This is a genomic window from Bacillus sp. EE-W1 (assembly GCF_009760835.1).
GTDB classification, from domain to species: Bacteria; Bacillota; Bacilli; order Bacillales; family Bacillaceae_G; genus Bacillus_A; species Bacillus_A wiedmannii.
This window is the reverse complement of the sequence record NZ_WIPE01000043.1, coordinates 1-24,438: the sequence shown is the minus strand read 5'-3', so window position 1 is coordinate 24,438 and position 24,438 is coordinate 1. Positions and strand designations below refer to the sequence as shown.

17 protein-coding genes are annotated in these 24,438 nt (G+C 34.2%); 2 read left to right on the top strand and 15 right to left on the bottom strand.

From position 1 onward, the window contains the following. Positions 1-175 precede the first annotated feature (175 nt). The 14 genes from GFJ36_RS04155 to GFJ36_RS04090 all read right to left on the bottom strand — a co-directional run bounded on the left by GFJ36_RS04155 (position 176) and on the right by GFJ36_RS04090 (position 20,394). On the bottom strand, positions 176-502 hold the full coding sequence (locus GFJ36_RS04155) for a nucleoside triphosphate pyrophosphohydrolase (RefSeq protein ID WP_157349484.1): 327 nt from the start codon (positions 500-502) through the stop codon (positions 176-178). A 52-nt stretch (positions 503-554) separates the two neighbouring features. Further along, positions 555-1,298: a MerR family transcriptional regulator gene (locus GFJ36_RS04150; protein WP_157349483.1), complete on the bottom strand. Its 744-nt coding sequence runs from the start codon at positions 1,296-1,298 to the stop codon at positions 555-557. 8 nt (positions 1,299-1,306) lie between these two features. Then, positions 1,307-1,558 carry a hypothetical protein gene (locus GFJ36_RS04145; RefSeq protein WP_157349482.1) on the bottom strand — a complete coding sequence of 84 codons (252 nt, stop codon included), beginning with the start codon at positions 1,556-1,558 and terminating at the stop codon, positions 1,307-1,309. 3 nt (positions 1,559-1,561) lie between these two features. After that, a complete protein-coding gene (locus GFJ36_RS04140; RefSeq protein ID WP_157349481.1) occupies positions 1,562-1,903 on the bottom strand; it encodes a magnetosome magnetite crystal formation protein family in 342 nt (113 codons plus the stop codon). Positions 1,904-2,995: 1,092 nt separating this feature from the next. After that, positions 2,996-4,048 carry a hypothetical protein gene (locus tag GFJ36_RS04135; RefSeq protein ID WP_157349480.1) on the bottom strand — a complete coding sequence of 351 codons (1,053 nt, stop codon included), beginning with the start codon at positions 4,046-4,048 and terminating at the stop codon, positions 2,996-2,998. A gap of 5 nt (positions 4,049-4,053) precedes the next feature. Further along, positions 4,054-5,616 (bottom strand): AAA family ATPase, encoded by a 1,563-nt coding sequence (locus GFJ36_RS04130; protein WP_157349479.1) that lies wholly within the window; start codon positions 5,614-5,616, stop codon positions 4,054-4,056. A gap of 218 nt (positions 5,617-5,834) precedes the next feature. Then, positions 5,835-9,176, bottom strand: coding sequence for a DEAD/DEAH box helicase family protein (locus GFJ36_RS04125; protein WP_157349478.1), 3,342 nt, complete (start codon positions 9,174-9,176; stop codon positions 5,835-5,837). Between the two features lie 15 nt (positions 9,177-9,191). Beyond that, positions 9,192-10,391: a restriction endonuclease subunit S gene (locus tag GFJ36_RS04120; protein WP_157349477.1), complete on the bottom strand. Its 1,200-nt coding sequence runs from the start codon at positions 10,389-10,391 to the stop codon at positions 9,192-9,194. Next, positions 10,388-11,842 (bottom strand): type I restriction-modification system subunit M, encoded by a 1,455-nt coding sequence (locus GFJ36_RS04115; RefSeq protein WP_097890670.1) that lies wholly within the window; start codon positions 11,840-11,842, stop codon positions 10,388-10,390. Before GFJ36_RS04115 ends, GFJ36_RS04120 begins: the two co-directional genes overlap by 4 nt. Before the next feature lie 252 nt (positions 11,843-12,094). Continuing rightward, entirely contained in the window at positions 12,095-14,533 is a 2,439-nt protein-coding gene (locus GFJ36_RS04110; RefSeq protein ID WP_157349501.1) for a restriction endonuclease-like protein, read from the bottom strand. Next, complete coding sequence (locus tag GFJ36_RS04105; RefSeq protein ID WP_157349476.1) at positions 14,508-17,048, bottom strand: McrB family protein; 2,541 nt, start codon at positions 17,046-17,048, stop codon at positions 14,508-14,510. The genes GFJ36_RS04110 and GFJ36_RS04105 overlap by 26 nt, the downstream gene beginning before the upstream one ends. Positions 17,049-17,136: 88 nt before the next feature. Further along, positions 17,137-18,111, bottom strand: coding sequence for a tripartite tricarboxylate transporter substrate binding protein (locus GFJ36_RS04100; protein ID WP_157349475.1), 975 nt, complete (start codon positions 18,109-18,111; stop codon positions 17,137-17,139). Next, positions 18,108-18,785: a response regulator gene (locus tag GFJ36_RS04095; RefSeq protein WP_157349474.1), complete on the bottom strand. Its 678-nt coding sequence runs from the start codon at positions 18,783-18,785 to the stop codon at positions 18,108-18,110. The genes GFJ36_RS04100 and GFJ36_RS04095 overlap by 4 nt, the downstream gene beginning before the upstream one ends. 19 nt (positions 18,786-18,804) lie before the next feature. Next, positions 18,805-20,394, bottom strand: a complete 1,590-nt coding sequence (locus tag GFJ36_RS04090; RefSeq protein ID WP_157349473.1) for an ATP-binding protein — start codon at positions 20,392-20,394, stop codon at positions 18,805-18,807. Between the two features lie 226 nt (positions 20,395-20,620). Here GFJ36_RS04090 and GFJ36_RS04085 point away from each other — a divergent pair, with 226 nt between their 5' ends. Further along, positions 20,621-21,943, top strand: coding sequence for an MFS transporter (locus GFJ36_RS04085; protein WP_157349472.1), 1,323 nt, complete (start codon positions 20,621-20,623; stop codon positions 21,941-21,943). Between the two features lie 536 nt (positions 21,944-22,479). Then, positions 22,480-23,427, top strand: a complete 948-nt coding sequence (gene blaIII / locus GFJ36_RS04080) for a class A beta-lactamase BlaIII (RefSeq protein WP_157349471.1) — start codon at positions 22,480-22,482, stop codon at positions 23,425-23,427. Between the two features lie 217 nt (positions 23,428-23,644). Here blaIII and GFJ36_RS28975 read toward each other — a convergent pair whose 3' ends face one another. Next, positions 23,645-23,803, bottom strand: coding sequence for a hypothetical protein (locus GFJ36_RS28975; protein WP_002159080.1), 159 nt, complete (start codon positions 23,801-23,803; stop codon positions 23,645-23,647). Positions 23,804-24,438 lie beyond the last annotated feature (635 nt).

Genomic DNA, 24,438 nt, shown 5'->3' with positions numbered 1-24,438 from the left:
CGTTCAAAAGTGAAAACCTCTTCATAATATATATGGGAGGACGGCCGGGTTTTTGGCGTGTTATTTCAAAATTTTTTTCGACTACTACTACGGTGTTTGTTGTTGTTTTTGTTTTGTTATGTTTTTTCTTAGTGATTTATTACTTGGTAGGGGCTTGTAAGGGGCTTATGAGGGGCTAGTTATCAGTTACTTCGATTAGAAACACTCGATCTGAGAAGCCGCCTCGTTCTTTTGCTTTCTTTTTACGGATGTTGTTGATTTCTTCTAGTGTTGCGCCTTCGTATTCGGCTAGGCCGTTTATTAGTTCTAGTAGGTCGGATAGTTCTTCGAGTTTATCGGGTTTTGTTTTTGCTTCGATGTATTCTGTTAGTTCTTCTTGTGTTTTCTTGCATAGTTCCTTTATGTACTCATCTTCGTTTAGGATTCTTATTGTGGGTGTTTTTCCGTTGGATTTTATTATTTGTGGAATTTTGTTTCGGATTAGTTTGTTGTAGGTTGGCATGGGGGGTTCCTCCTTTTGGTTTTTCTTCTATTATAATGGAAAAGCAGTTTAACTAGGGGTTAAACTGCTTCATTGCTTCTTTTATATAATTTTCTTCTTCAGTTGTGAAGAGAGCTGGGAATTCGGATAGTGGAAGGTTTGATTGATTAATTATGTCCTCTATATCACTTTGAGTTGTATCAAGATAGTTCGTTACCTCTTCTATTAAATTGAAAAATCCCTTCAAGGTAACTTGAACTTCATGATCACTCGGATCCTTCTCTTCTTCCTTATACTTTTTCAACTTCCCTATCAAATCCATAAATCGCCGATCAAACTTTTCTTTTAATTCCTTATTATTATAAAAAGCTTGAACACTATCCTTCGCAAAATGTTCCTCTAACCATTCTTTATTTTCTTTCTCCCAAATAAAAGTTTGCAGAAAAGAAGAAAACAAAGCAACATCTACTCGCTCTTCCTTTCGAAACTTCTTCGTCATCTCATCCATATGCGAAAGCACTTTCGCAATTCTTTCTTGCTCTGCCAAAAGCAATTCCCTTTGAAAATGCATTTGTCTTAAAAATTCTTCCGTCTCTATATCACGCTGCAATATAATATTTTGAATCTCTCCAAGCGAAAAACCGAGATGCTTAAACGATTGAATTTGCTGCAGCACATACAAATCATCTTTCGTATATAACCGATGCCCACCCTCAGTATAATCGCTCGGCTTTAATAAATTAATCTTGTCATAATAACGAAGCGTCCGCACCGTAACATCCCCAACACTTGCAAACTCACTAATCATCCACGCCATATCATCACCTACTCCACCAACTTATCTTTCACATACTGAAGCATATGAGAAAAACTCATCTCATTCTGCCTACAATATTGAAACAAACCTACAACAAGCAATACAAAAGGAACACACCCACTATAACGATGTTCATACTCGCTAATACCATCATAAAAGCACTCATATTTTCGTCTTCGTAAAACGATATAAACTGCAATAAACAACAATGCAATCATAACGAAAAATCGCTTTCCCCTTATCCCCACTTCTTGTTTCATCACCTATTCTCCTTCCACAGCGTACTTATCTTCTTTAAATAACGGAATTCGAATGAAATAACGATATGGTTCATCGCGTATTACTTTCCACGCAACAATGATCACTTGAACTACCTCAAGCGCAAACACAATCCAAAACAAAACATCACTAATACGCGAACTAATATTAAATAGAAGAAAGATTAACAAATGAAAATTGAACGCCTTTCGGCAATGATATTTGTACACTTCATTTTTACGTGCAAGCGTGATGTACATGAGTAATGGTGAAAAGATTCCTATTGCAGCTGAGAGTAGTAGCATGATGATGATGGTGGTTCTTTTTTCTTTTGTGGTAGTTTTCATGAGTGGTTTGGCCCCCCTTTTTGATTTGTCTTCTTTAGGTTAGGGGGTGACGTTGGGGGAGGTGCAAGGCGATTGAGAAAAAAGATTTACGTTAGTATAGATATGGTTGAGGTCGCTGATTCGAGGCCATTCCGGTGCATATTTTCTTGCTATTACTGAGTTTATTAGCAATTCCGACAGTAATAAAATATAGTGATTATTAGGTGCTTAAAATTTATCATTAAAGATTTTAAAGATAATAGAGAATTTTTAAATTCATCCTCTCATTCAAAAATCTTTAAGAAAAAAGATTTATTTTATTCAGTAGACGGTTTAGGAGAAAGTACTTGGGCGCTTAGAAATGAAGAAACATTAATTAGAGTTATCGACATTTCAACTCCAATAAAAAAGTTAGAACAGAAGTATATAGAATTATACGAGATACAAATTTAACTCGTGATTTAAAAAGATTGCACAACCATACATTTCAAATCTGTGGTGAAAGACTCGAATTATCTACTGATATCATATAAAACCATTAGGTAGCCCATATAACGGCCCAGACATACGTGAAAACATTATTGTTTTGTGCCCTAATTATCATACTCTATGTGATTATGGTACCATTCCATTAAATTATTACACGTTAAAAAACATTAAAATCCATAATATCTCTAAAGAGTTTATTGACTATCACAATAACGAAATATTTAATAAGACAGACAAATAAATCACCATACATTGAGGCTTTTTAATATGAAAAACGATTCTAATATTACTTACAAATCTCCTTTTAGAAACGATACTATTTTATAATTGAATAATAGGTTGGTTATTAATTAGTAGTTAAGAATCTGTTAACATGTTTACTTTAATCCAATTGCAATACAGATTCCTCAAACCAAACAAGATGAACAACCTAACTAATTGTTAGGTTGTTACTTTATATTACATAATTATCTTACCAATTAATATAACAGACTAGAAATTCCCCTTATGAAAGTTCAACTTTTAAACTCATTATTACATATTCTAATGCATAAAAAATTTAATATCACATTTAATTTTCTATATATATTTTCATTGAAAGTATACATATCTTGAATATATTTACTACTTCCGAATCAATTCTCTCTTCTCTTTTATACTATGTTCATTATTTGATTGATGAGAAGATGCATTTGGCAGCACAGTAGATATAACCTTTATTTCTTCATGAATAATATCACTAAATTCATCTAACAGGATAGCCTTCTCAATATAATTATCCCTACAATATAAATAACTATTATATGCTTCTACTTTCCGCTCTAAGCATTCCAACAATTCTTTTTCTCCGGCAATCCATTCAAATTCCGTAAGATTAGATAAGATAGCAGATTTATGTATTTGCACATAATTCTTTACCCTTTGCTTAACATCAAAAATATTATTCCATGCTTCCACTTCTTCATTAAACCTATCGCTATGTATTTCAATTTCATTACCATTAACCTTTAATTCCACATCGCTTTCTGCCTCTGTAAAAGGATAGAATACTTTTACATTTGAAATATCATATTCTTTTTTATAATCTTCATTACAATCATGACACATTGGAACCAAGTTATTTCTAATCAATGAAACAAAAGGATATTGACTCCGTAATAAATAATGATCAAAAGGTTCTCTTCGTTTATCCCCAGATGTTTTCATAAATTTCAATCCACAAAATGGGCATAATGTATTTTGTGAAAAATTATGTTCATAAAATTGATGATAATACTCTTTAAGGCTACCTACAGATTCTTTAAAATACTTTACTTTCGGAAAATCATCATATAAATAATTGAAAATATTCTCCAAATCTTTACGAATCAAACCAGGTAATTCAGAATATTTAACGGGCTTCAATTTTGATACACATATAAGTTCAATATCAGTATTTATTCTAAAAGATCCTTTAATCAGAAATTTGTCATCCAAACTCAATTTGTTGTAATTTTCATGGAAACCTTTCAAATACTTTTTAACTAAATTTGTGCGATTCAACTTCTGAAAAAATTCCGTATCAATTGCTTCTAAAAAACTTAAACCAGCAAAAGTATTAACAAAAAAACCTTCAATATTCTCTATACAATAATCTAAATGCTCATTTTGAAAGCTTCCCTTATAAAAAAACCACATCCTACTCAATCCCTTTTCTTTTTATATATCCTATTTAATAACATCATTCTCTCAGAAGAACTTCCAAAAATTGACATAATCTCTTCTTCTATTCCCCTTAAATCTTCCATAGATTCATTCTTATCAATTAAATCAAGATACTTTTCATATTCTTTTTGAGAAACTTCAGAAATAGTATTTCTTTTGTTAAAAATATGACTAGCTATTATGTTGGGATTGGCACCAAAAGTCTTGATATCAACTGAATTTATTCTTCCTTCTTTTAAGAAAATAATATCTTCGTTCCTCATATCAGTTAACACTTCTGGATTATGTGTTGAAAATAAACACTGTGAAGTGTCCTCTTTCATCATTGAAAGTAGCGAAACAAATTTCGCTTTCCACTCTGGATTAAAATGCGTATCTGGTTCATCTAGAATGAATAAATTATTTTGATATTTATTCCCCTGAATTAGCAATAGAGACATTATCAATAAAACTTGATACTCACCGTCTGATAATCCTAATAAGTTAACCAAAGATTTATCACTTTTCACTATTTTGCTATCCATTACTTCAAAAACTTTATTTTCATTTGAATAAAAAGAATGTATGTCTTTAATAGAATAATTGGCCTCACATTCCATTTGTTTCCGCTTTCTTTTTGATATTTTAAGTAAATTTAAATTCTCGAAATTCTCTAACACCCTATACAAATTCACTGGATCATCTAAATATTCGTCTTTAAATATTTCATATTGTTCTTTAAAATAAAATTTATACAAACCATCTAAATTATCACTTTGATCAAAAGGAATGTTATTAGAACGTCTAAGTAACTTATTTAGATCAAAACGCTCTTTCTCTGGTAACTCAATTCGCTTAAATCCGCGTTGTTTAAAATTTATGTTAATCAACATTGAATGTAACCCGTCAACTCTTACTAAATCTTTTAGCTTTTGAATTTTTTCATTATTAAAAATCAATAACGATAGAATTAATAAAGATCTATAGTTATCATGTACATAATGTAATTTCATATTACCATCAGACTTATCTATTTCATTCATCCTATCAAAATACTTGTTCAAATTGATCAACCTATATCTCAACAATTCATTACTAATTGTTTCATTTTCTCCAGAAGAATACACAACTAAAGAATTTGGAAGAAAAAGGTTTAATTTTGCATCATCAACTTTTAGTTGAATAAGATTATTACAATTCCCTCTATAAAAAACCTCAAATTCAAGACATTCTTTTCCCTTCCCTATACTTCTAGCTTTTACAATTATTTCTTGTAAGTCTTCAAATTTCAATATATCCTTATTATTCGAAACCACTGAGTATATCAACGGATTGGGTACTAAAGAGTATTCTAGCTCATAATCTAAATCAAAAAATATCTTATATTTATTTAATTTGGCATATAGATTCACAAAAACATTTACAATTACTTCTTGAAAAATAGACTTCCCGCTACCATTGGCACCCACTACTGCCAGAATTTTAGAATCATTAAAACTAAATTCTAAATTTCTCTTAAATATTTTATAATCACTTAATAGTTTTAACCTTTTTAAGTTCATACTCTCTCCCCTTCAACCTCTTGCTATCCCGCTCTTCTTTACATTTAGAATTACATTTTAAACTATTAATATAAAAAACATGTAAATCATTTATACCATAATAACTTTTCTAATTAACTTAAACATCCCTTCATCGATATCATTCTATCAACATCAATAAATACACATAAGTAAAAGGCTACAGAACATCTCATCCTGCGCCTCATTACCAAAATATTTTACACCCCAATAATTACTTCTGAGTTATGGTTAATTTGATCAATCACTCCAATAACCCCCTTTGCATAATCCATATTATCCTGGAATAATTCAACAATACTTCCTACCGTTTTAAACGGCTCCTCTTGCAACACTCGTTTATCCATGATACCGTTTTTCACTACATAATCAACAATCAATCTCACAAAACGCACCTGATTAACATTCAATCGCTCATTCGTTAAAAACTCGGAAAATGCAGCATTCGCAGCCTTTAGATCTAATCCGACAATTTGACGAACTAATTTTGTAACTGGCGTATCCCCATACTCTCTTTCATAATCTTCTCGCGTTCCGAGTTCTTTCCAAAGAATATCTTCTAATACTTTAATATCCTGGTGGATTAATTGTTCATTATTACGTAATTTAAATACAGCCAATTGATCTCGATGTTCTTGTAAATATTGACTCACCTTTTTTCGATAACTCCGAAGATCATTTTCATGATACATAGATGTATTTTCATTTATTTCGATAATCTCATCTGCGAAGTTAGTGTAATATACCTTCTGCGTTTCTTTCTCTAAAAATTTAATCAACTCTCGCAGTGCTTCACGTACAGAATCTAATTCAAGGATATCCGCTTCTTCCCAAAATTCTTCTGTTAATACTTTATCAATGATATATTTTTGCTCCATGACTTGCGGAATAGTTCCTAATTTCGATAATCCTTCTGCCGTTTGCACAACACTTCGAATTGGTCGAGTAGCATTGTTATTTTGCATTTTGGCTAATTCAATTGTAAACATCAAATAGTCAAATCGTTTCGCAAGTTCATCATCTGTTAAAGATACAAGAATCGGAGAAATATGTTCCTTCACTTCATTGACGTCCATCATACTTAAAGACACCCATGTATCTTTATTTTTAAATTTGTGTACATATTTCAAATGTTGCCGAACACGGAAATTCTCATCATCTAACGATGATATTTGCGCTAACGCTTGTTGAACTAACTCTTGTCGATGTAACACATAGTCCTCTTCTTGAGCTTGTAAATCTTGTAGCTCACGAATTAATTCAACCTTTGTATTAAAAATTTTCTCTGTTAGACTTCGTACTATTCTTCCTTCTGTACCTTTTTGGTCAGCACGGAAAAATTCAAAGTTTCCACAGAAATCAAAAATCAAGAACTCTTTTTTATTTTCTCCAATTCCAAGTAAATCCTCACAAAGACGGGTACCACGACCAATCATCTGCCAAAACTTCGCTTTTGAGCGTACTTTTTTAAAGAATACGAGATTGACCACTTCTGGAATATCCACACCTGTATCTAACATATCAACAGATACAGCAATTTGGGGTGATTTATTTCGCTCTGAGAAATCATCAATTAGCGTTTGATAATAGTTAATATTGTAATCAATTACACTTACAAACTTCCCTGTGTATTCAGGATATAAAACATCAAAGCGTTTTGCGATTTGAACAGCATGGTTATGATTTTTAGCAAAGATAATCGTTTTACCCAGTTTATCTCCACCTTCAACCTTTATACCTCTCTCCATTAGCATGCGTAATACTTGATCAATTGTGTCATCATTAAACAACCAATTGTTTAATGCGGAACTATCAATCATTTCTCCTACTTCATCATCAAATGTTTCTTCATACTTTTCTTTTTCTTCATCAGATAATTGATCGTATTGAACACCTGATTCCAAAAACTTAAATTTTGTTTCAACGGTGCGATAATCCACTAAATATTCATCGTTTACCGCTTGTTCTAATTCATATGCATATGTCGGAACTCCATTTTCTAAATCGAATACTTCATATGTATTCTTATCAAGCTCATCTTTTGGCGTTGCTGTAAGTCCTAACAGCATTCCATCAAAATATTCAAAAATGGAACGATATTTTTTATAAATACTACGATGCGACTCATCCACAATAATTAAATCGAAATGCCCACTTGTAAACAGCTTGTTCCCGTCTTTTCTTTTCACTTCATCAATAGCATTCATCATGGTTGGATATGTAGAAAAGACCATTCTGCTTTCTTCCGGATTGTCTTTATTGTCTAGCAAATTACACAGCGTTAGATTAGGTAATAGACGACTAAAGTTATTTTTCGCTTGCGTTACCAATGTTTTACGGTCCGCTAAGAACAGAACATTTTTTACATAATTATGACGTGTTAACACGTCAACAATTGAAATGGCAGTGCGTGTTTTCCCACTTCCAGTTGCCATAACAAGTAATGTTTTTCGCTGCTTTTGACGAATTGCTTGGCATACTGATAAAATCGCTTCCTTTTGATAAGGGCGGTTTGTAATATCGTCATTGATGTATACAGGATCTAAAGGTACCTGCATACTTCTTCGATCAATCAAAAGTAATAACTCTTCTTTATTATAAAAACCGGACACACGACGTGCAGGATACTCCATATCATCCCACATATATGTTTCAAATCCGTTTGTATAGAATATAATTGGTCGTTGTCCATACGTAAGCTCTAAGCAATCTGCATATAATTTTGCCTGTTGTTTTCCAACGTTCGCATCTTTACTTGTACGTTTCGCTTCTACCACAGCTAATGGTTTACCATTAGCTCCAAATAATACGTAGTCAATAGCGCCTTGTCCCGATCGGTTAGGCATATTCTGTACTTCTACTTCTATTTGGATATCCTTATTAAATTCCCACCCAGCTAATTTTAAATCAAGATCAATATATCTCTTTCTTGTTTCAAATTCGCTGATTTCATCGACATTGAAATCATATTGCTTCGTATTTTCTACACGCTTTTGTGTTAATTGATTACGAAGCTCCGCATTTTCTTTTCGAATTTGTTCAAGATCAAGATCCTTCGAGCTTAAACGATCATATAAATCTCTCAACTCTTCTGGTCGTATTCGTTTTTCTTCACTCAACTGAAGCAAAGTTTCATCAAAAGCTACCTCTAGGAATTCATCAGAATAACAATAATCAATCCATGAAACAAATTGATGAAGATTATGAAGAGACAAAACTGCCTCTTCACAATTAATATTTGCATTCGTATGAACTGCAACATTTCCAAGCTTCACAATATACTTCAATAAAGGTAGTAAATCATGATCAATAACAGATAGAAACGTATGTTCATGAATTAAACTCGATAAATTATCTTGATATGGAATTTTTAAATCGTTATCAAAACTGTACAACCATTTCACTGCTAACTCTAATGCACGTCGCGATAAAATCGCACATGTTGCAGGACTAACAAGTAAGCTCTTTTCTGCTTCCTTACATGCAGTCATAAATTTTTCATATTGCTCTTTCCCATCTAAAAAAGCAAAGTTTGAATACACCCCGGTTCCTCCTCTTTATATACTAGCCGTAATTTCTGTATTAACTTTTAATTCACCTTTAAAAGCTTGCTGAACAAGTGAGTTAAAATTATCTTCCATTTTGTCAAGAGATTTATTCAATTTCACTTTGTATGCCTCTACGTTTAAAACAATATTTGCAAATTCATCTTGCAATTGAATTGGCGGTGCAATACAACTAAAACCTTCTAATTGTTTTTTGTTAACCTTAGGTATATTAGTTCTATTGCTTACTTTTTCTACATAACCCAAAAAGTATTTTGATCTAAGTATATAAGCAAAGAAATATCGATTTGTATTTTCTTTATTAATTAATATTGGGTAAGCATCTGCACTGCATAAACCTTTAAAATTAGGAAGTGCTACTTTATTTAAATAAGGTCGAATTTTACTATAAATAATATGCTCTTCTGTAAAGATATATTTATTACTAACCAATCGATCTTCTTTAACGCTCTTATAATGAATCAATCTTCCCGTATTTTTTTCAATGTTATCAATACCAATATGAGGATAATTTCCGTACACAATAAAGTCTTTGGTCATTTTAGTATCAATTTTAGCAAAATAATCAAACTCTCTAACAAGCCATCCCTTAGGATTAACAAACAAATCCCCAAACATATCTAAAAACACCGTTTGAATCAATTCATCTAACTTTGCAATTGATTCTTTTCTCTTATCAATTAACACTTGCGCCTTGTCTAAAACAGTAACAATTTTTTTTTGCTCTTCCACAGGCGGGAGTAAAATATTAATATTTTTCAAATGAGTAATTGAAATACTACACTGATTAACAGACTGATTTACAAAGTGTAGTAAATTATTTTTAAATGTACTTGTTCTAAAATAGTACAAAGCAAATTTAGGGTATAAAAATTCTCTCTTAGCTCTCAAACAAACCAAGTTCATCCCATGCACTAAATCTCCTAAATCTTCCGTATATTGAGCCACTTTCCCAATATGCTCCAAACTATTAATATGACTTAACAAAATATCTCCATCTTCTAACAACCATCCCGAAACATCTTCCACAGATACACCTGCATAACCAACTTTTTCAATATCAATTACACCTGAGGATATTGTTTCAATTCGGGTTATAGGTAAACCTTCTTTATCTTTAGATTGTTTTACACTCAATCCATTTTTTATTGATGTAAACACATCATTTAGTGCATACGTCTGCCAAGTCACCCAATCATTCCCTCCAAATCTATGATACCTTCCAAAACTTCCTCTTCTAATTTTTTTATCTCTGCAAGGATAACTCTCGGATCTTCATACTGTACTTCTTCATATTCAATTTCTTTATAGCGATTAATACTTAAGTCATACTCTTTTGACACGATTTCATCAACAGGAACAAAGAAAGATTGTTCTGTTCGTTTCCGCCCTTTTTCACTTTGGAAGCTATGAAAACGTGCAATAATATCTGGAATATCATTCTCATCAACTTTATTTCGCTTATCATCTAATGAATATCCGTCTGCCTTCATATCATAGAACCAAATATTATCTGTACCACCCACACCTGTTTTTGTAAAAATGATAATCGCAGTTGATACACCTGCATATGGTTTAAACACACCACCTGGCATAGAAATAATAGCTTCTAATTTATGATTTTCGATAATTTCTTTCCGAATATCTTTATGAGCTTTTGAACTTCCGAATAAGACACCGTCTGGCACAATAGAAGCACAACGTCCGCCAGCTTTTAACATACGAATAAATAATGCTAAGAATAATAGCTCTGTTTTCTTTGTTTTTGTCACTTTTAATAAATCAGCGGACACTGCTTCATAGTCTAAAGAACCTTTGAAAGGCGGATTCGCTAAAACAAGTGTATATTTGTCTTCATCTTTATTACCTTCAGATAAAGAATCTTGATATTGAATGTTTGGATTTTCAACTCCGTGTAGCATCATGTTCATCGCACCAATTCGAAGCATCGTACGATCCATATCAAATCCATGGAACATATCGTTATTAAAATGTTGCTTTAAGCCTTGCACTAAAAATAAATCATTGTGATTCTTCCGCAAGTATTCTTCAGATGAAACAAGAAACCCCGCTGAACCAGCTGCTGGATCCACGATAATATCTTCTGGTGTTGGTTTCATTAATTCCACTATCATATCGATAATATGGCGTGGTGTACGGAACTGACCATTTGTTCCTGCTGTTGCTACTTTTGAAAGTAAATATTCATATAAATCTCCTTTTGTATCTCGGTCTCTCATTTGAATATTATCAATACCATCCACAATTTTTGTTAGCATCTGTGGTGTTGGAATCATAAAAATAGCATCGTCCATGTATTTCGCATAAGCTGAGTCTTTCTTTCCATGTAAATTTTTTATAAATGGAAATACTTCTTTTGATACTACATCAAACATTTGCTGCGCCTCTAAATTCTTAAATTTATTCCAGCGCAAATGTTGCTTATCCTTTGGAAATGTCCCTTCATGCTCTAGCCCTAAGAACATTGCTTCACTTTCTTTTGTTGCCTCTACTTCATCTAAACCTTTAATGAACAATAAGTACGTAAATTGCTCAATAACAGACAACGGATTCGTAATGCCCCCTGTCCAGAATACTTCCCATAATTTATCTACTTTACTTCTTAATTCTCCTGTAATCATATGTTTTATTTTCCCTTCTTAAAAACTATAATTCAATTGTATCAAACATTCTTCCATTTTCTCATTCAGTATATGTTAATTATCCCTATGAATTGTAATAGCTCCTCACATACTTTATCTAATACTAACCCAACATCTAATCTTCATCCATAGTAAGTATTACTTTTCTCTCCAATGTTCCTTATATAACTCATCAAAATTATCCTTAGTCTCTTTAAATACACTATTAATTGTTAACAACACAAAATCTTACTACTCATCCAACACCCCTAAAACCTCCCTAAACAAAACCGAGCCCCTCCCAACAACCAACTCCAAAGGAACTTCCTTCACTCGCCCATCTCTCCCCACCATAACAACCTCATTCTCATAATCAACCCAAATCTGAACATCCTGCACATAATAACTCTTAATAGAAGAAGCCTCATCTAAATTACGGTGATCCAACTCAACCTTAACTTGCTTCGTAAAACGACGCAGCGTTTTCCAAAGGGTTCGTTCTTCTTTTGATTTTATGAAGAGTTCTGGGAGTTCTTGTACTTCTTTTAATAACGACATAGTTGTTATTGTATATGTTTGAATGCCGTATCCTAATGGGCGGATGAGATGGTCTAGTTTTTTCCATGGCTCTAGTTCGAAATGTACATGCTCATCGTTTTGTTGCATTTGAATGTGCTTGATTTTAGCTACGTATTGAATTCCACCTTTTTCTCCGTACCATTTTTTCGGTGCATATAATGCTATGTACTTCGCTTCTTGCCATCCTGGTTTTAGCTGTTTGATTGGTAATTGATATACGCCACTCTTTCTATACGTTTCATAATCACTTTCAGTTTTCACGCTGCCCACTAATACTTTTTCTTCTAATGAAGAGTGCCACTCTTCTTTTGTTCCTCTTGGAAGGATGCCTTCTCTTATAATTTCTTCTGGGCTTTTTTCAATGAGATGGTCTAGAAATTGTTCGACTAGTCTTGTTGCGTTTGGTAAGAATGGAAAGCCACCGATATTTACTTTTTCGATACTTTTATAAAATGGATGGTTCTCGTACGCTTCCTCTTGGTTCCACGGGAATAGTACGTACGCTCCGTAAGCTGTTCGCTCAAAAGGCCCCTCTTGTTCCACTACTAATGCGTCTCTGTAACGATGCATTGTATTAATGTCTTCTTCCATTGGACCAGGGGTGCCGTACTTCCTTTTATAATGAGATCTTTCAGCAAAATCAATTCGGTATTTTGCATCAAAAATGTATTGATATTGATAGTTCTTTCCCTTTTTCTCAATAGCGAGTATCGTATCTGGTTTTTGTGTAACTGTTGGCAGTCTACCGTTTCTTTTCTGGAAATACAGTTCTATTACTTCATCAGTGACTGGATGCTTGAACGTTCTTTTTGCGGTTTTACTCTCATCTAACGTTACGTACAAACCGTCTTGTTTAACTTGAATAACATCTTGATGGAGCGGTATATATTTTTCAGATAGAATTTGCCCAAGTTTTAAATACGTCCAGTATTCGTATAACCTTGCGACATCTTTTACCGACATTTTGAAAATTTGTCCTCGTAATGTTAAACCGCGCGATAGCATTAAGAAAATTTGATACGCATCTCTATAGCCTGCTGCCATTTGGATAACAAGCGAAAAGACTGAGCGATCCAATTTTCCTATTTCCCTCCAAAATGGATCGTTCAATTCATTTTTCATTCGATACTTCATTTTTTTTACACGTTCCAGCAAATCTTCATCAGTTACACCACGTGTATATCTAGACCTTGGCTCTAGCGCCTTAAGTAAATCATCTATTTTATGTACGATTCTTTGAATCATCCATTTAACAAATCGATTTTCCAGCGTATCATAAGACACTTCCTTATAAGCTGTAATACCTTTAGTCGGTATATTGTTTTCTCCTTGCAATAAGTGTGGTCGCTTTCGCAAATAGTTCATTCCGACAGAATCCAATTTACGAATCTTTTCTCCTCTTACAAGTTGATGCCTAGTCATAAGCGTATGATGCGGCTGTCTTTTAATATGAGAAATCGACTTCATAAATCGCTCAAAGGAATCATTTAAAATACGATAAAATTCACTCTTTGATGGATTTGTAGCGTAAATTGCGGATGCTCCTAAGTAAGTTCTCTTTAGTAAATGAAATGCTAAATTATAAATTTCATTATTTACTTCATCTAATAAGGCTCTATAATCATCCTTATAATCAAGTTTTGCCGGGAAAACTTCAAATGTAACAGTTAATATAGTATCTTTATCATCTTTAATTTCAAACCTTGTATTTCCTACTTCATTTGGAAATGAAAGATTTCCCATTAACACATGAAGTGGTCCCATTTGAATAGAACTAACTTGTTTTCGAAAGCCCGGATGTTCATGATAAAAGGACAGCTGCCTGTTATTTTTCGGAACAACAACAAGCTGGTAACTTCTATTCTCAAAAAAGATTGGCGGGTGTCCATTCCATTCATCTAGCCTCTGCAATCCCGCATCAAATACAGAAACGGATTCCGTCTTCCCATCTACATGAAAATACATCATTTCATCTGTGTTCATAGCGTGGTATTCTTTTAAACTCTCGTATTTTTCATGATAAGGATTTCCCTTAATCGTCAATGATAGCTCCTCTGTTTCAATCTTAACTAGCTCTATCTCATTATTAGATCCAAAAAGAGGTGAAACCATCATACTCGAACCTCCTTAACATATGAGACAGCTTGTTAGCTGAACGAGGATATTTAGCATAGGAAGCGTCATTATTACCACTATCATATTCTTCATTTGCGCATAATACATACAACTGCTTTAATACCTCTTCTGTTCTTCCATCGCTCCCTGCAAGACGCGGTAAAATCTTTTGATATATTTGATAATCAAATGCTTCATCGAAGGACAATAACTTCCCTTGTTCGTTGTATGCCATATAGAAACAAATTTCATCTCGTATACGATACCCAACTTGAGCTCCAACTGATTCAAGTGTTTTATTTATTTCTATTAAAACGCTCGATATACTTCTCACAAGATCTTCGTTTTCTTTAAAACATTCCTTTAGATGAAGATACTCAGTTTCTAAAGAGCGATTTGAAGCAATTTCAGCTTCCTTCTCTTCTACATCCATTAAAAAATTAAAATAATCTAAGTTAACGGTATTAAATTCAATTGTATTCGCACGATCTAATACTTTTGTACTTAACGGATGTGTCGTTTCATCCATGTTTACCGTCCCGATAATATATACATTTGATGGAATTATAATGCGCTTATTCGTAATTGATTCTGGAAGTACTGGTGACGTAACAATTTTTCCATCTTTCCATTTACGACTTTCAATTACACTTAAAAAATCACTAAAGTAGTATTCCACTCGAGCTAAGTTCATCTCGTCCAACACTACAAAATACGGCCGATTTGGATTTGCATCTGCAGCTTCAAGCACCTTAATTAACGGTCTTTCTTGAAACTCGCCTTGAAGATTTACATAGCCAAGCAAATCAGAACTATCACTCCAATCAGGTCTAACCGGAATAAGCGTAAATTGTCCATTCTCTTCCGTAGCCCCTAAACTCTCCGCAAACCACTGAACAATTTTCGTTTTCCCTGTACCTGAAATACCTGATAAAATCACAAACGGCTTCGTCTTTAATGCAAGATAAAAGTTAATAAGATCCTTTTTCTCATAAAAGAAACCCTTACTTTGAATATAAGAAGACACATGATCAATAATGGATTGCTGATCTAAATACACTTCTTTCCTCTCATAAATCATTTCATATTTCGTCCCTTCCTCTTTATAAGCAATAAATCCCTCATAATAACGAAGCATTTCTTCTAGATCTTCTACTAACTCTTTTTCACTTGGCATTTTATTAGAATCGTACGAAATATAAGCCGCTGTTGAATTCGCATATCCTTTTGCTTTTGGGCTTGTCCCTAGGAAAATCTCATCATCTTTTTTTACCTTTTGGGACATATGTATTTGCTTGCGGATCTCTTCTTTAGTTTTTTGCATATCTTCTTTAGTCGTTTCTGTTACACCTTGTCCAATGGTTAAATACAATCGTTGCATATCTTCACTAAATAAATAAACGATATAATACCCTCTCTGTGTCGATGTTGTAATATCTCTATGCATTAGCGCAATCCACGGAACTGTTGCCCAATTCCCTTTTCCAACCGATCCTATCACACTGTACTGTTTCTCATTTATAAAAGGTAAACGAATGATCTCTGTTGCCATATCATTTCGGACTGTTAATCCTAATTTATGTCCTGCAAATTTTTCTGTTTTTGCATCCAAATATTCTTTCATTATCTTTAAAAAGCCTTCACGTAAACTACTACTCATATTACCGCCCTTTTCTTCACTCTTTTTTATGTATTGTTCGGATGGAATCCATTCAGCATTAATTATTTCCAATTTCTCAGACCACATTAAGAGATTATGCGTACGTTCTTTTGCTACTGATTCTACCATTAAATTATCTCCTCTAGAATTTCGGACAATGGTCATCGCTAAATCCACTAAAGTAGCTTTCTTGGCAACCCTCGGATACACTCTTAAAAGATTAAGTACAAACAGAGCAATTTGAAAATACTCCTGCTTTAAAAATAGCTTTCGAATAGCATCATTCTTACTCTTTTCTCCAATGTATTCATTTAATAAAGACGTATCAATATCATGATTATCATTTAAAAACCCCAGTAACCTTAAATCTTGTCTTCCTTTAGATTTAACTCTATACAAATTACCATTGGTTTGATCACTTAAATTTTTCGGATCGTATGTATTGTTTATTACCTCTTCCAAAAATCCAACAACTTTATGATACTGCTCACATGGCAAATTATCAGTTTGGAACTCTTTAAATGTAATAGCCCCTGATTCCGTTACATTCACAAATGGAAGCTGTGAAAAGAAAGCTACTAAGAAAGCATTACATTCACTCACTTGTCCGAAATCTTCACTCTTTACCGTACGCATAGCGATAAGCTTTCCCCAAGCATTCTTAAGAAGCTCAAAACTCAAGTTAAAATAAGATGTTGCTTCTTCTTCCTTTGCATATTGTCCACTTGAAGTTTTAGTTTGAACATCTAATCCTTTATCATCGTTGTTTATAATCCAATAAGTTTTATTACCTTTTATATCTTCAACTTGCTTCGTTGTTTTAGCCAATTCAATTATAAGTTGCTCTAACATTTTCATCCCCACCGTTACAATTAATTACAATTACTACTATTTTACCAAACTATGTGTAAAAGAAAAATCATACGCCATACCGTATGATTTAATAACTCTTATTACTACCTACCAATTCACTATATCCTAAACTACTCTCCTCCAAAAACCCCCTACTCTCCCCACTCCCCTTATAAAAACTCTCCCACCCTCTCTCCCTCAAAATCCCCTTCCAACTATCACTCTCAACCATCTTCTTAATTACATCATCCCAATAAGCAACCTCTTCCTCCGTCATATCTTTCGGGCCCATAATTCCTTTCCAGTGCTGGAATATGACGTTGATTCCTTGTTCTTTCCACGTCGGAATTTCTGGCAGTCGGTCTAGGCGTTTTGGTGCGGATACGGCTAGTATTTTTATTTTGCCGGCTTTGTATTGTTTTTCGGCTTCGGATAGGGTCATGGTTGCGGCGTTTATTTGTTTGTTCGTTAGGGCGTTTATGATTTTTTCTTTGTTTTCGTAGACGAAGAATTGTAGTTCGGCAGGGTTTATGCCGAATGCTTTGCTTACTTGTACGAAGGATAAGTGATCGTCGTTTCCTAGGCCAGGGGCAACGCCGATTTTGAAGTTTTTCTTGTTTTGTTTTAGTTGTTCCATTAGTTGTTTTGCGTTTTCTATGTTTGATTCTTTTGATACGACAACGACTTCCCAGTCCGATGCGAGTGTTGCGAGCGGTGTGAAGTCTTTATATGTTAGTTTACTGTGGCCTAGTAGATTGTTCGTTATGAGTAAGCTTGAGTTAATCGCCAGTACGTGACCGCCTTTTTGTTTCGTATATTTCCATCCGACATCACCGCTGCCACCTACTTTGTTTGTGACAGTGATTGGTTTTGTGAAGATTTTTTCTTCTGTTAGCGTTTTTTGCATCGCTCGTGCTGTTAAGTCCCACCCTGCTCCTTGAACGTTTGGCGCAACGATTTCTACTTTATCTATGTTTACTGTATTCGTTTGAGTTTTTTCCGAAGAACAACCAGCAATTACTCCTGTCATGATCCATATACATAGTAATAATCGTTTTTTCATAGTCCCCGTCCTATTCGATATTTTCGTTCTGGTCGTCCGATAATGCCGTATGTGTACTCTACTGTGCATTCGTTTGTCGCTACTAAGTATTCTAAATATCTTCTTGCGGTTGTTCTGGAGGCCCCCATTTGTTCTCCCATTTCTTCTATTGTAATGCCCGCTTCGAATCCTTTTATAATCCCTTTCACTTTTTGCAGTGTTAGCGGATCTACACCTGTCGGTAAGTTTTTTATATCTTGTGTTTGCGAAATGCCGAAGAAGTTATCGATGAGTGCTTGATTTACTTCATTGTTACTATGTAATAGTTGTTTCTTTCTTTTATAGTCTTCAATTGTGCGAACGAATTTTTCTAACGTGACCGGTTTTATAAGATAGTTGCTTACGCCGTTTCGAATTGCTTTTTCTAGCATATGGTTTTCATTTGCCGCAGTAACCATAATGACGTCAACGTTTGGAAAGTCAGCATGGATTTGTGGTAATAAGTCGGTTCCAATTCCGTCTGGTAAGTAATTATCTATTAGAAGCAAATCGATTTCTTCCCTTTGCAGTAATTCCATCGTTTCTTTCGCGTTTAATGCTTTTCCAATCACTTTTACGTCCTTTATTTTTGATAAAAACTCTTCCTGAATTTGCGCGACGCGGAAATCATCTTCTGCAATTGCAACCTTCAACATATGCCCATCCCCCTGTTTGTCATATACTTTCTCTCAATGTTTTCGGAAGGTAAATTGTAAAAATAGCTCCCCCGTTTTTCTCGTTTTGAATTTCAATTGTTCCCCCTAGTAGATCTACCATTTCTTTTACGTTTGCTAGTCCGTAACCACGATCATTTCCTTTCGTTGAAAATCCTTTCTGAAAAATGGTCGTAATTTTTTCTTCTGGTATCCCTGCTCCACTATCTATCACTTCAAAAACAATATCGTGTCCAATATCCGTAACAAAGAAGGAAACATTCTTTTCCTCTTGTGTACTCACCGCATCAAATGCATTGTCGATTATATTTCCAAGAATCGTAATAAGGTGCGATACTTTTATATGATCTGGTAACGGATGAAGCGCACTATCTCCTTCAATATGAAAATCAATTTTCTTCTCCGATGCTGTTCCAATTTTCCCTAATAAAATAGCTTGTACTTTCGCATCATGAATTTGATGGAATAAAATATGATTTTGACTTTGATGAATATTAGATTCTTGCTGGATAAATTCAATTGCTTCTTTATAGTGTCCTAACTGAAGTAATCCTGATAAGACGAAAAGTTTATTTGTGAATTCATGCGTTTGAGCGCGTAAGTCCTCGGAATACTTTCTTACCTCAGATATTGTGTTCACAAGGTTTTGCAGTTCTGTTTTATCTCTAAAACTACATACAACTCCCACCATACTATTATTTTCGAGTATCGGCGTCATGTTTAAAATAAACACTTTGTCTTGAAACCCGATTTCTTGATCGCTTTCTAACACTCTCTCCATATTAAATTCCGGTAAAACTTTTGAAATGTGTTGCTGCATATAATCACCATTTACATGTAGCATCTCTTCTGCCGAGGTGTTCATCATCGTAATAAAGCCGTTTTGATCAATGGCGATAATCCCTTCTTTTATAGATAGTAGTATCGCGCTTCGTTCCCGGTATAACGCTGCAATTTCATTCGGCTCTAAACCGAGTGTATCTTTCCGAATGCTACGTGCTAAAAGGATGCCACCAACAATTCCAGCTATTAATACCGCTAAGGAAAAGAGTATAATTTCTTTCGTTCTGCTCAGTATGTTAGATTCGATACCTTTTATTGAAAACTCTACTGTCACAACACCTACGACTTGATCGTAGTCTCCGTTATGAACAATAATGGGTGCCTTCGCCATTAAAGCAGGACCACTTTCCCCATTTCCTTCGAGCGTATAATAGCCACCAAAAGTGAGTGCTTCATAATTATATGGATTGTTACTCTTTGTGCCAATCAACCCCGAATTAGAATGGGAATACATCACCCCAAAGCGATCTTCTATAATGACATAATCTGCGCCAGCTTGCTCACGAACTTGTTCCGCAATGGATTGAATCGCACTTTTATGCTCGTTATTTTGAAAAGCATCTTTTATAGCAGGCATAAAAGAAAGCGACTTCGCTGTTTGCAGTGCTAGCTGCTCCACTTGGCGTTTCGTATCAACGGACTGAATGTAAACAAATATTCCTGCTAATAGGAGAACGACAAATAAAATTAACGTAATAATTAAGCTTACTATTTTCGTTTGTAATGACACTTTGCGTGATTTCTTCATACTTCATATCCTTTGATAAAATATTCAAAACTATCAATCTCCTTTTTCTATTATTATGACAAAACGAATAATGAAGCAACTATAAAAACTCTCCATGTACATAAAGTACAAAAAGAATAAAATTGTCATAATATTGAGATTTAATTCTGCAGACAGTACAATTCAACTATAATGAACACGCTTTCATAATTATTATTTTTATTTATAAGCACGAGGAGGAATGATTATGGCTCAAGCAAAATCTAATCGAGTCGCCGGCAATATTTTCAAAGGTTCCGTCGGCAATTTAATTGAATGGTACGACTGGTACGTTTACTCTGCTTTCGCTGTTTACTTTTCAGCAGAGTTCTTTCCTAAAGGAGATCCGACGAGCCAATTACTGAACACAGCGGCTATTTTCGCAGTTGGTTTTTTAATGCGCCCTATCGGAAGTTTATTAATGGGACGCTATGCGGATCGGCACGGACGCCGGGCAGCATTAACGCTTTCAATTACGGTTATGGCCGGTGGTTCTTTAATTATCGCCTGTACACCTAGTTACGAAAGCATCGGTATTATGGCACCAATTATTTTAGTTCTTGCCCGTTTACTGCAAGGATTATCACTCGGCGGAGAGTACGGAACTTCTGCAACGTATTTATCTGAAATGGCTAGTAGTGGACGCCGTGGCTTTTATTCAAGTTTCCAATATGTAACGCTCGTTGCTGGGCAAATGGTTGCGTTAGGCGTTCAAATTATTCTTCAGCAATTACTAAGCGAACCGGATATGAAAGCTTGGGGCTGGCGTATTCCATTCATTATTGGAGCGATGGGCGCAGTAGCTGTATTATGGCTTCGCCGTACGATGGATGAGTCGGAGCAATTCGCAAACATAAAATCACAAAAACGCGAAAGCGCAGGAACCGTTCGCGCGCTTATGAAGCACCCGAAAGCAGTATTAACAGTAGTCGGCCTAACATTAGGAGGCACTGTCGCATTCTATACGTACACAACATATTTACAAAAGTTCATGGTAAACACAGTCGGTCTGCCGAAAGAAGTTGTAAGCTGGATTAACTTTGCCGCACTACTTATTTTCGTCGTACTTCAACCAATTGCGGGGCTACTATCCGATAAAATTGGACGACGCCCACTATTAATGGCATTCGGTATTCTTGGAACATTGCTAACAGCACCAATCTTTTTCTTCCTAGAAAAAACGACAGAACCAATCGTAGCATTTTTACTTATGATGGTCGGCCTCATTATCGTTACTGGTTACACTTCCATTAACGCAATTGTAAAAGCAGAACTCTTCCCAACCGAAATTCGTGCACTTGGCGTAGGTTTACCGTATGCACTAACTGTTGCGATATTTGGCGGAACAGCTGAGTTCATCGCACTATGGCTAAAGAGTATCGGAATGGAGTCACTATTCTACTTCTATGTAGCTGGATGTATCGCGATCAGCTTCATTACGTATTGGCGTATGGATGAGTCATCGAAGACTTCGCAAATTGAGGCGGAGCTTGGTGGTGGGGATAAATTAGTTAATAATAAATCTAGTTAAAATTATGTATTCTATGTTCTTCGTTTACCTGAACTCGATTTGCTTTATCTAAAAAAGCATAATTCATTCATATATAATTTAAAAACCTCTACTTATATGTAGAGGTTTTTGTATGACGAAAAAACACGTAGTTTCATTGTTATTTTACAAACCCAAAATTCTCCCTCCTCTTAAAGTGGAACAAATTTATTACTTAGAGTGTCTAATAAGTGTATTTCTAATATGAGTTGTCCAGATTGGATACAACATATCCCGTTTGACATCTATTTTTATGTATTACAAAAAAATGAAAGGACTTATTATTCCCAAAAGCAAAAAATATGTATTGTAATACTTTCACAGGTGAACCATTACAAGTGGAAACAAAAAAGAAACAGCCCAAACCGTGACTTATCAATCATATAAACGTTTTGGATATCCTTTAACCTGTGAAAATTTAGCTGCAGTAGTATTGTTACCCTATGCCATCTTTAATTGCATTGGTATTTAGAATACCTAGACAAAATCCATATATTCTTGAAAGAGGTTGAAAATTTATGTTCGTTTTAAACAAGTTCTGTAACATTTTACATTACAAAAAGATTGTACCTGTAGTATTACTTTCATGTGTATCACTTATAGGCTGTTCCAATAATAATGCTCAATCTGAACCACCTAAACAAACGAATCAAGCTAATCAAATTAAACAAGAAAATACAGGAAATCAATCTTTTGCTAAACTTGAAAAAGAATATGATGCTAAGCTTGGTATTTATGCACTGGACACAGGTACGAATCAAACTATTGCTTATCATTCAGATGATCGTTTTGCGTTTGCATCTACATCTAAATCATTAGCTGTGGGCGCTCTTTTACGCAAGAACTCATTAGAAGCTCTTGATCAAAGGATTACGTATACTCATGAAGATCTTTCTAATTATAATCCAATTACTGAAAAGCATGTTGATACAGGAATGACGTTAAAAGAACTTGCAGATGCTTCTGTTCGATATAGTGACAGCACAGCACATAATTTGATTCTTAAACAGTTAGGAGGTCCCTCTGAATTTGAAAAAATCTTGAGAGAAATGGGAGATACTGTTACTACTTCAGAACAATTTGAACCTGAATTAAATGAAGTGCATCCAGGAGAAACACATGATACCAGTACACCAGAAGCAATAGCTAAGACGCTTCAATCATTTACATTAGGGACTGCACTTCCAACAGAAAAACGTGAACTATTAGTAGATTGGATGAAGAGAAATACAACTGGAGATAAATTGATTCGTGCGGGCGTACCAAAAGGATGGGAAGTAGCTGATAAAACAGGCGCGGGATCTTACGGAACAAGAAATGATATCGCAATTATTTGGCCACCAAATAAAAAGCCAATTGTTCTTGCTATACTTTCTAATCATGATAAAGAAGATGCTAAATACGATGATAAACTTATTGCAGACGCAACCAAAGTCGTGTTAAATACCTTAAAAGCTACGGAATAAATGATAATATGTTAAAAGTTTTCTATTTTAGGCGGGTGTTTTCATCAACTAAAAATTTAATAGTGTCCCAAAAACGAAATTTGGTGCTAACTTGTAATAAAAAGCTCATTTTTATTGTTTGGGGATAAATCATTCTTTAAGCTTGATGGCGATTTGGTGCTATCCCTAAAACATCTGGACTTTAATAGCCAACTAAAAAATGCAAACAAAAAGACCTTTAATCAGTCGTTTTGTTTGCATTTCCTTTTTCTAAAACCACAGAAAAGATAAGTACTATAGTTAACAGCATAATAAACCTTACTTCACTTCCGTCACTTACAAAAAATGAATACAAAGTATACATTAAAATTAATATTCCATAAATAATTTTGTGCAATATACTCCCTCCTTTTTGCCGTATATATTTTAGTATAAAAGTTTGATTCAAGTCCTATATCCAAATGAAAATAAAAATCACCTGTGATATACACAAAGTACTTTTCTCTTGTTAATTTATCTATTTCACTATATTTATCTATTTTCTTTTTATAACTCAAACTTCTTTAAATCGTACTTTTCTAGAATTTGCTACAATTCATTTTGTTCATATGGAATATGCTTATCTGTCTGTACATCTTCAACATTTGCTCCACCTGCTAATACTCTCCTGTACATAAAAGAGTGCCCTGTTAATACTGTTGTAATCATTTTGTATTGCCCTCCTTTTGTTTGATTACTTGTATCATAAAACAAGTATCTGAAGTTGATATGTAGTCTATCTAGAGTGTATGTAAATTTAGAAAATCTCTAATAAAATGTTTGTATTGTAACGTTACCACCAAAACTATTGCCCTAAACACCATGATTTGAAGAGATAGGCCCCATGTTCTAGTCTCAATTCCTCCTACTGTTCTATATTCAGTAGAACTAGTTAATTCCTATAATATAAAAAGAGCACCACTTTTTGGATGCTCTTCGTTATAACTATATATTATTTAATTTCCTTCTTTTGCTGGTACCATTTTTCCTTCT

Excerpts from the sequence above, each read along its gene's own strand:
- GFJ36_RS04155 (WP_157349484.1), bottom strand. The coding sequence starts at position 502 with ATGCCAACCTACAACAAACTAATCCGAAACAAAATTCCACAAATAATA.
- GFJ36_RS04150 (WP_157349483.1), bottom strand. The coding sequence starts at position 1,298 with ATGGCGTGGATGATTAGTGAGTTTGCAAGTGTTGGGGATGTTACGGTG.
- GFJ36_RS04145 (WP_157349482.1), bottom strand. The coding sequence starts at position 1,558 with ATGAAACAAGAAGTGGGGATAAGGGGAAAGCGATTTTTCGTTATGATT.
- GFJ36_RS04140 (WP_157349481.1), bottom strand. The coding sequence starts at position 1,903 with ATGAAAACTACCACAAAAGAAAAAAGAACCACCATCATCATCATGCTA.
- GFJ36_RS04135 (WP_157349480.1), bottom strand. The coding sequence starts at position 4,048 with ATGTGGTTTTTTTATAAGGGAAGCTTTCAAAATGAGCATTTAGATTAT.
- GFJ36_RS04130 (WP_157349479.1), bottom strand. The coding sequence starts at position 5,616 with ATGAACTTAAAAAGGTTAAAACTATTAAGTGATTATAAAATATTTAAG.
- GFJ36_RS04115 (WP_097890670.1), bottom strand. The coding sequence starts at position 11,842 with ATGATTACAGGAGAATTAAGAAGTAAAGTAGATAAATTATGGGAAGTA.
- GFJ36_RS04110 (WP_157349501.1), bottom strand. The coding sequence starts at position 14,533 with ATGGTTTCACCTCTTTTTGGATCTAATAATGAGATAGAGCTAGTTAAG.
- GFJ36_RS04105 (WP_157349476.1), bottom strand. The coding sequence starts at position 17,048 with ATGTTAGAGCAACTTATAATTGAATTGGCTAAAACAACGAAGCAAGTT.
- GFJ36_RS04100 (WP_157349475.1), bottom strand. The coding sequence starts at position 18,111 with ATGAAAAAACGATTATTACTATGTATATGGATCATGACAGGAGTAATT.
- GFJ36_RS04095 (WP_157349474.1), bottom strand. The coding sequence starts at position 18,785 with ATGTTGAAGGTTGCAATTGCAGAAGATGATTTCCGCGTCGCGCAAATT.
- GFJ36_RS04090 (WP_157349473.1), bottom strand. The coding sequence starts at position 20,394 with ATGAAGAAATCACGCAAAGTGTCATTACAAACGAAAATAGTAAGCTTA.
- GFJ36_RS04085 (WP_157349472.1), top strand. The coding sequence starts at position 20,621 with ATGGCTCAAGCAAAATCTAATCGAGTCGCCGGCAATATTTTCAAAGGT.
- blaIII (WP_157349471.1), top strand. The coding sequence starts at position 22,480 with ATGTTCGTTTTAAACAAGTTCTGTAACATTTTACATTACAAAAAGATT.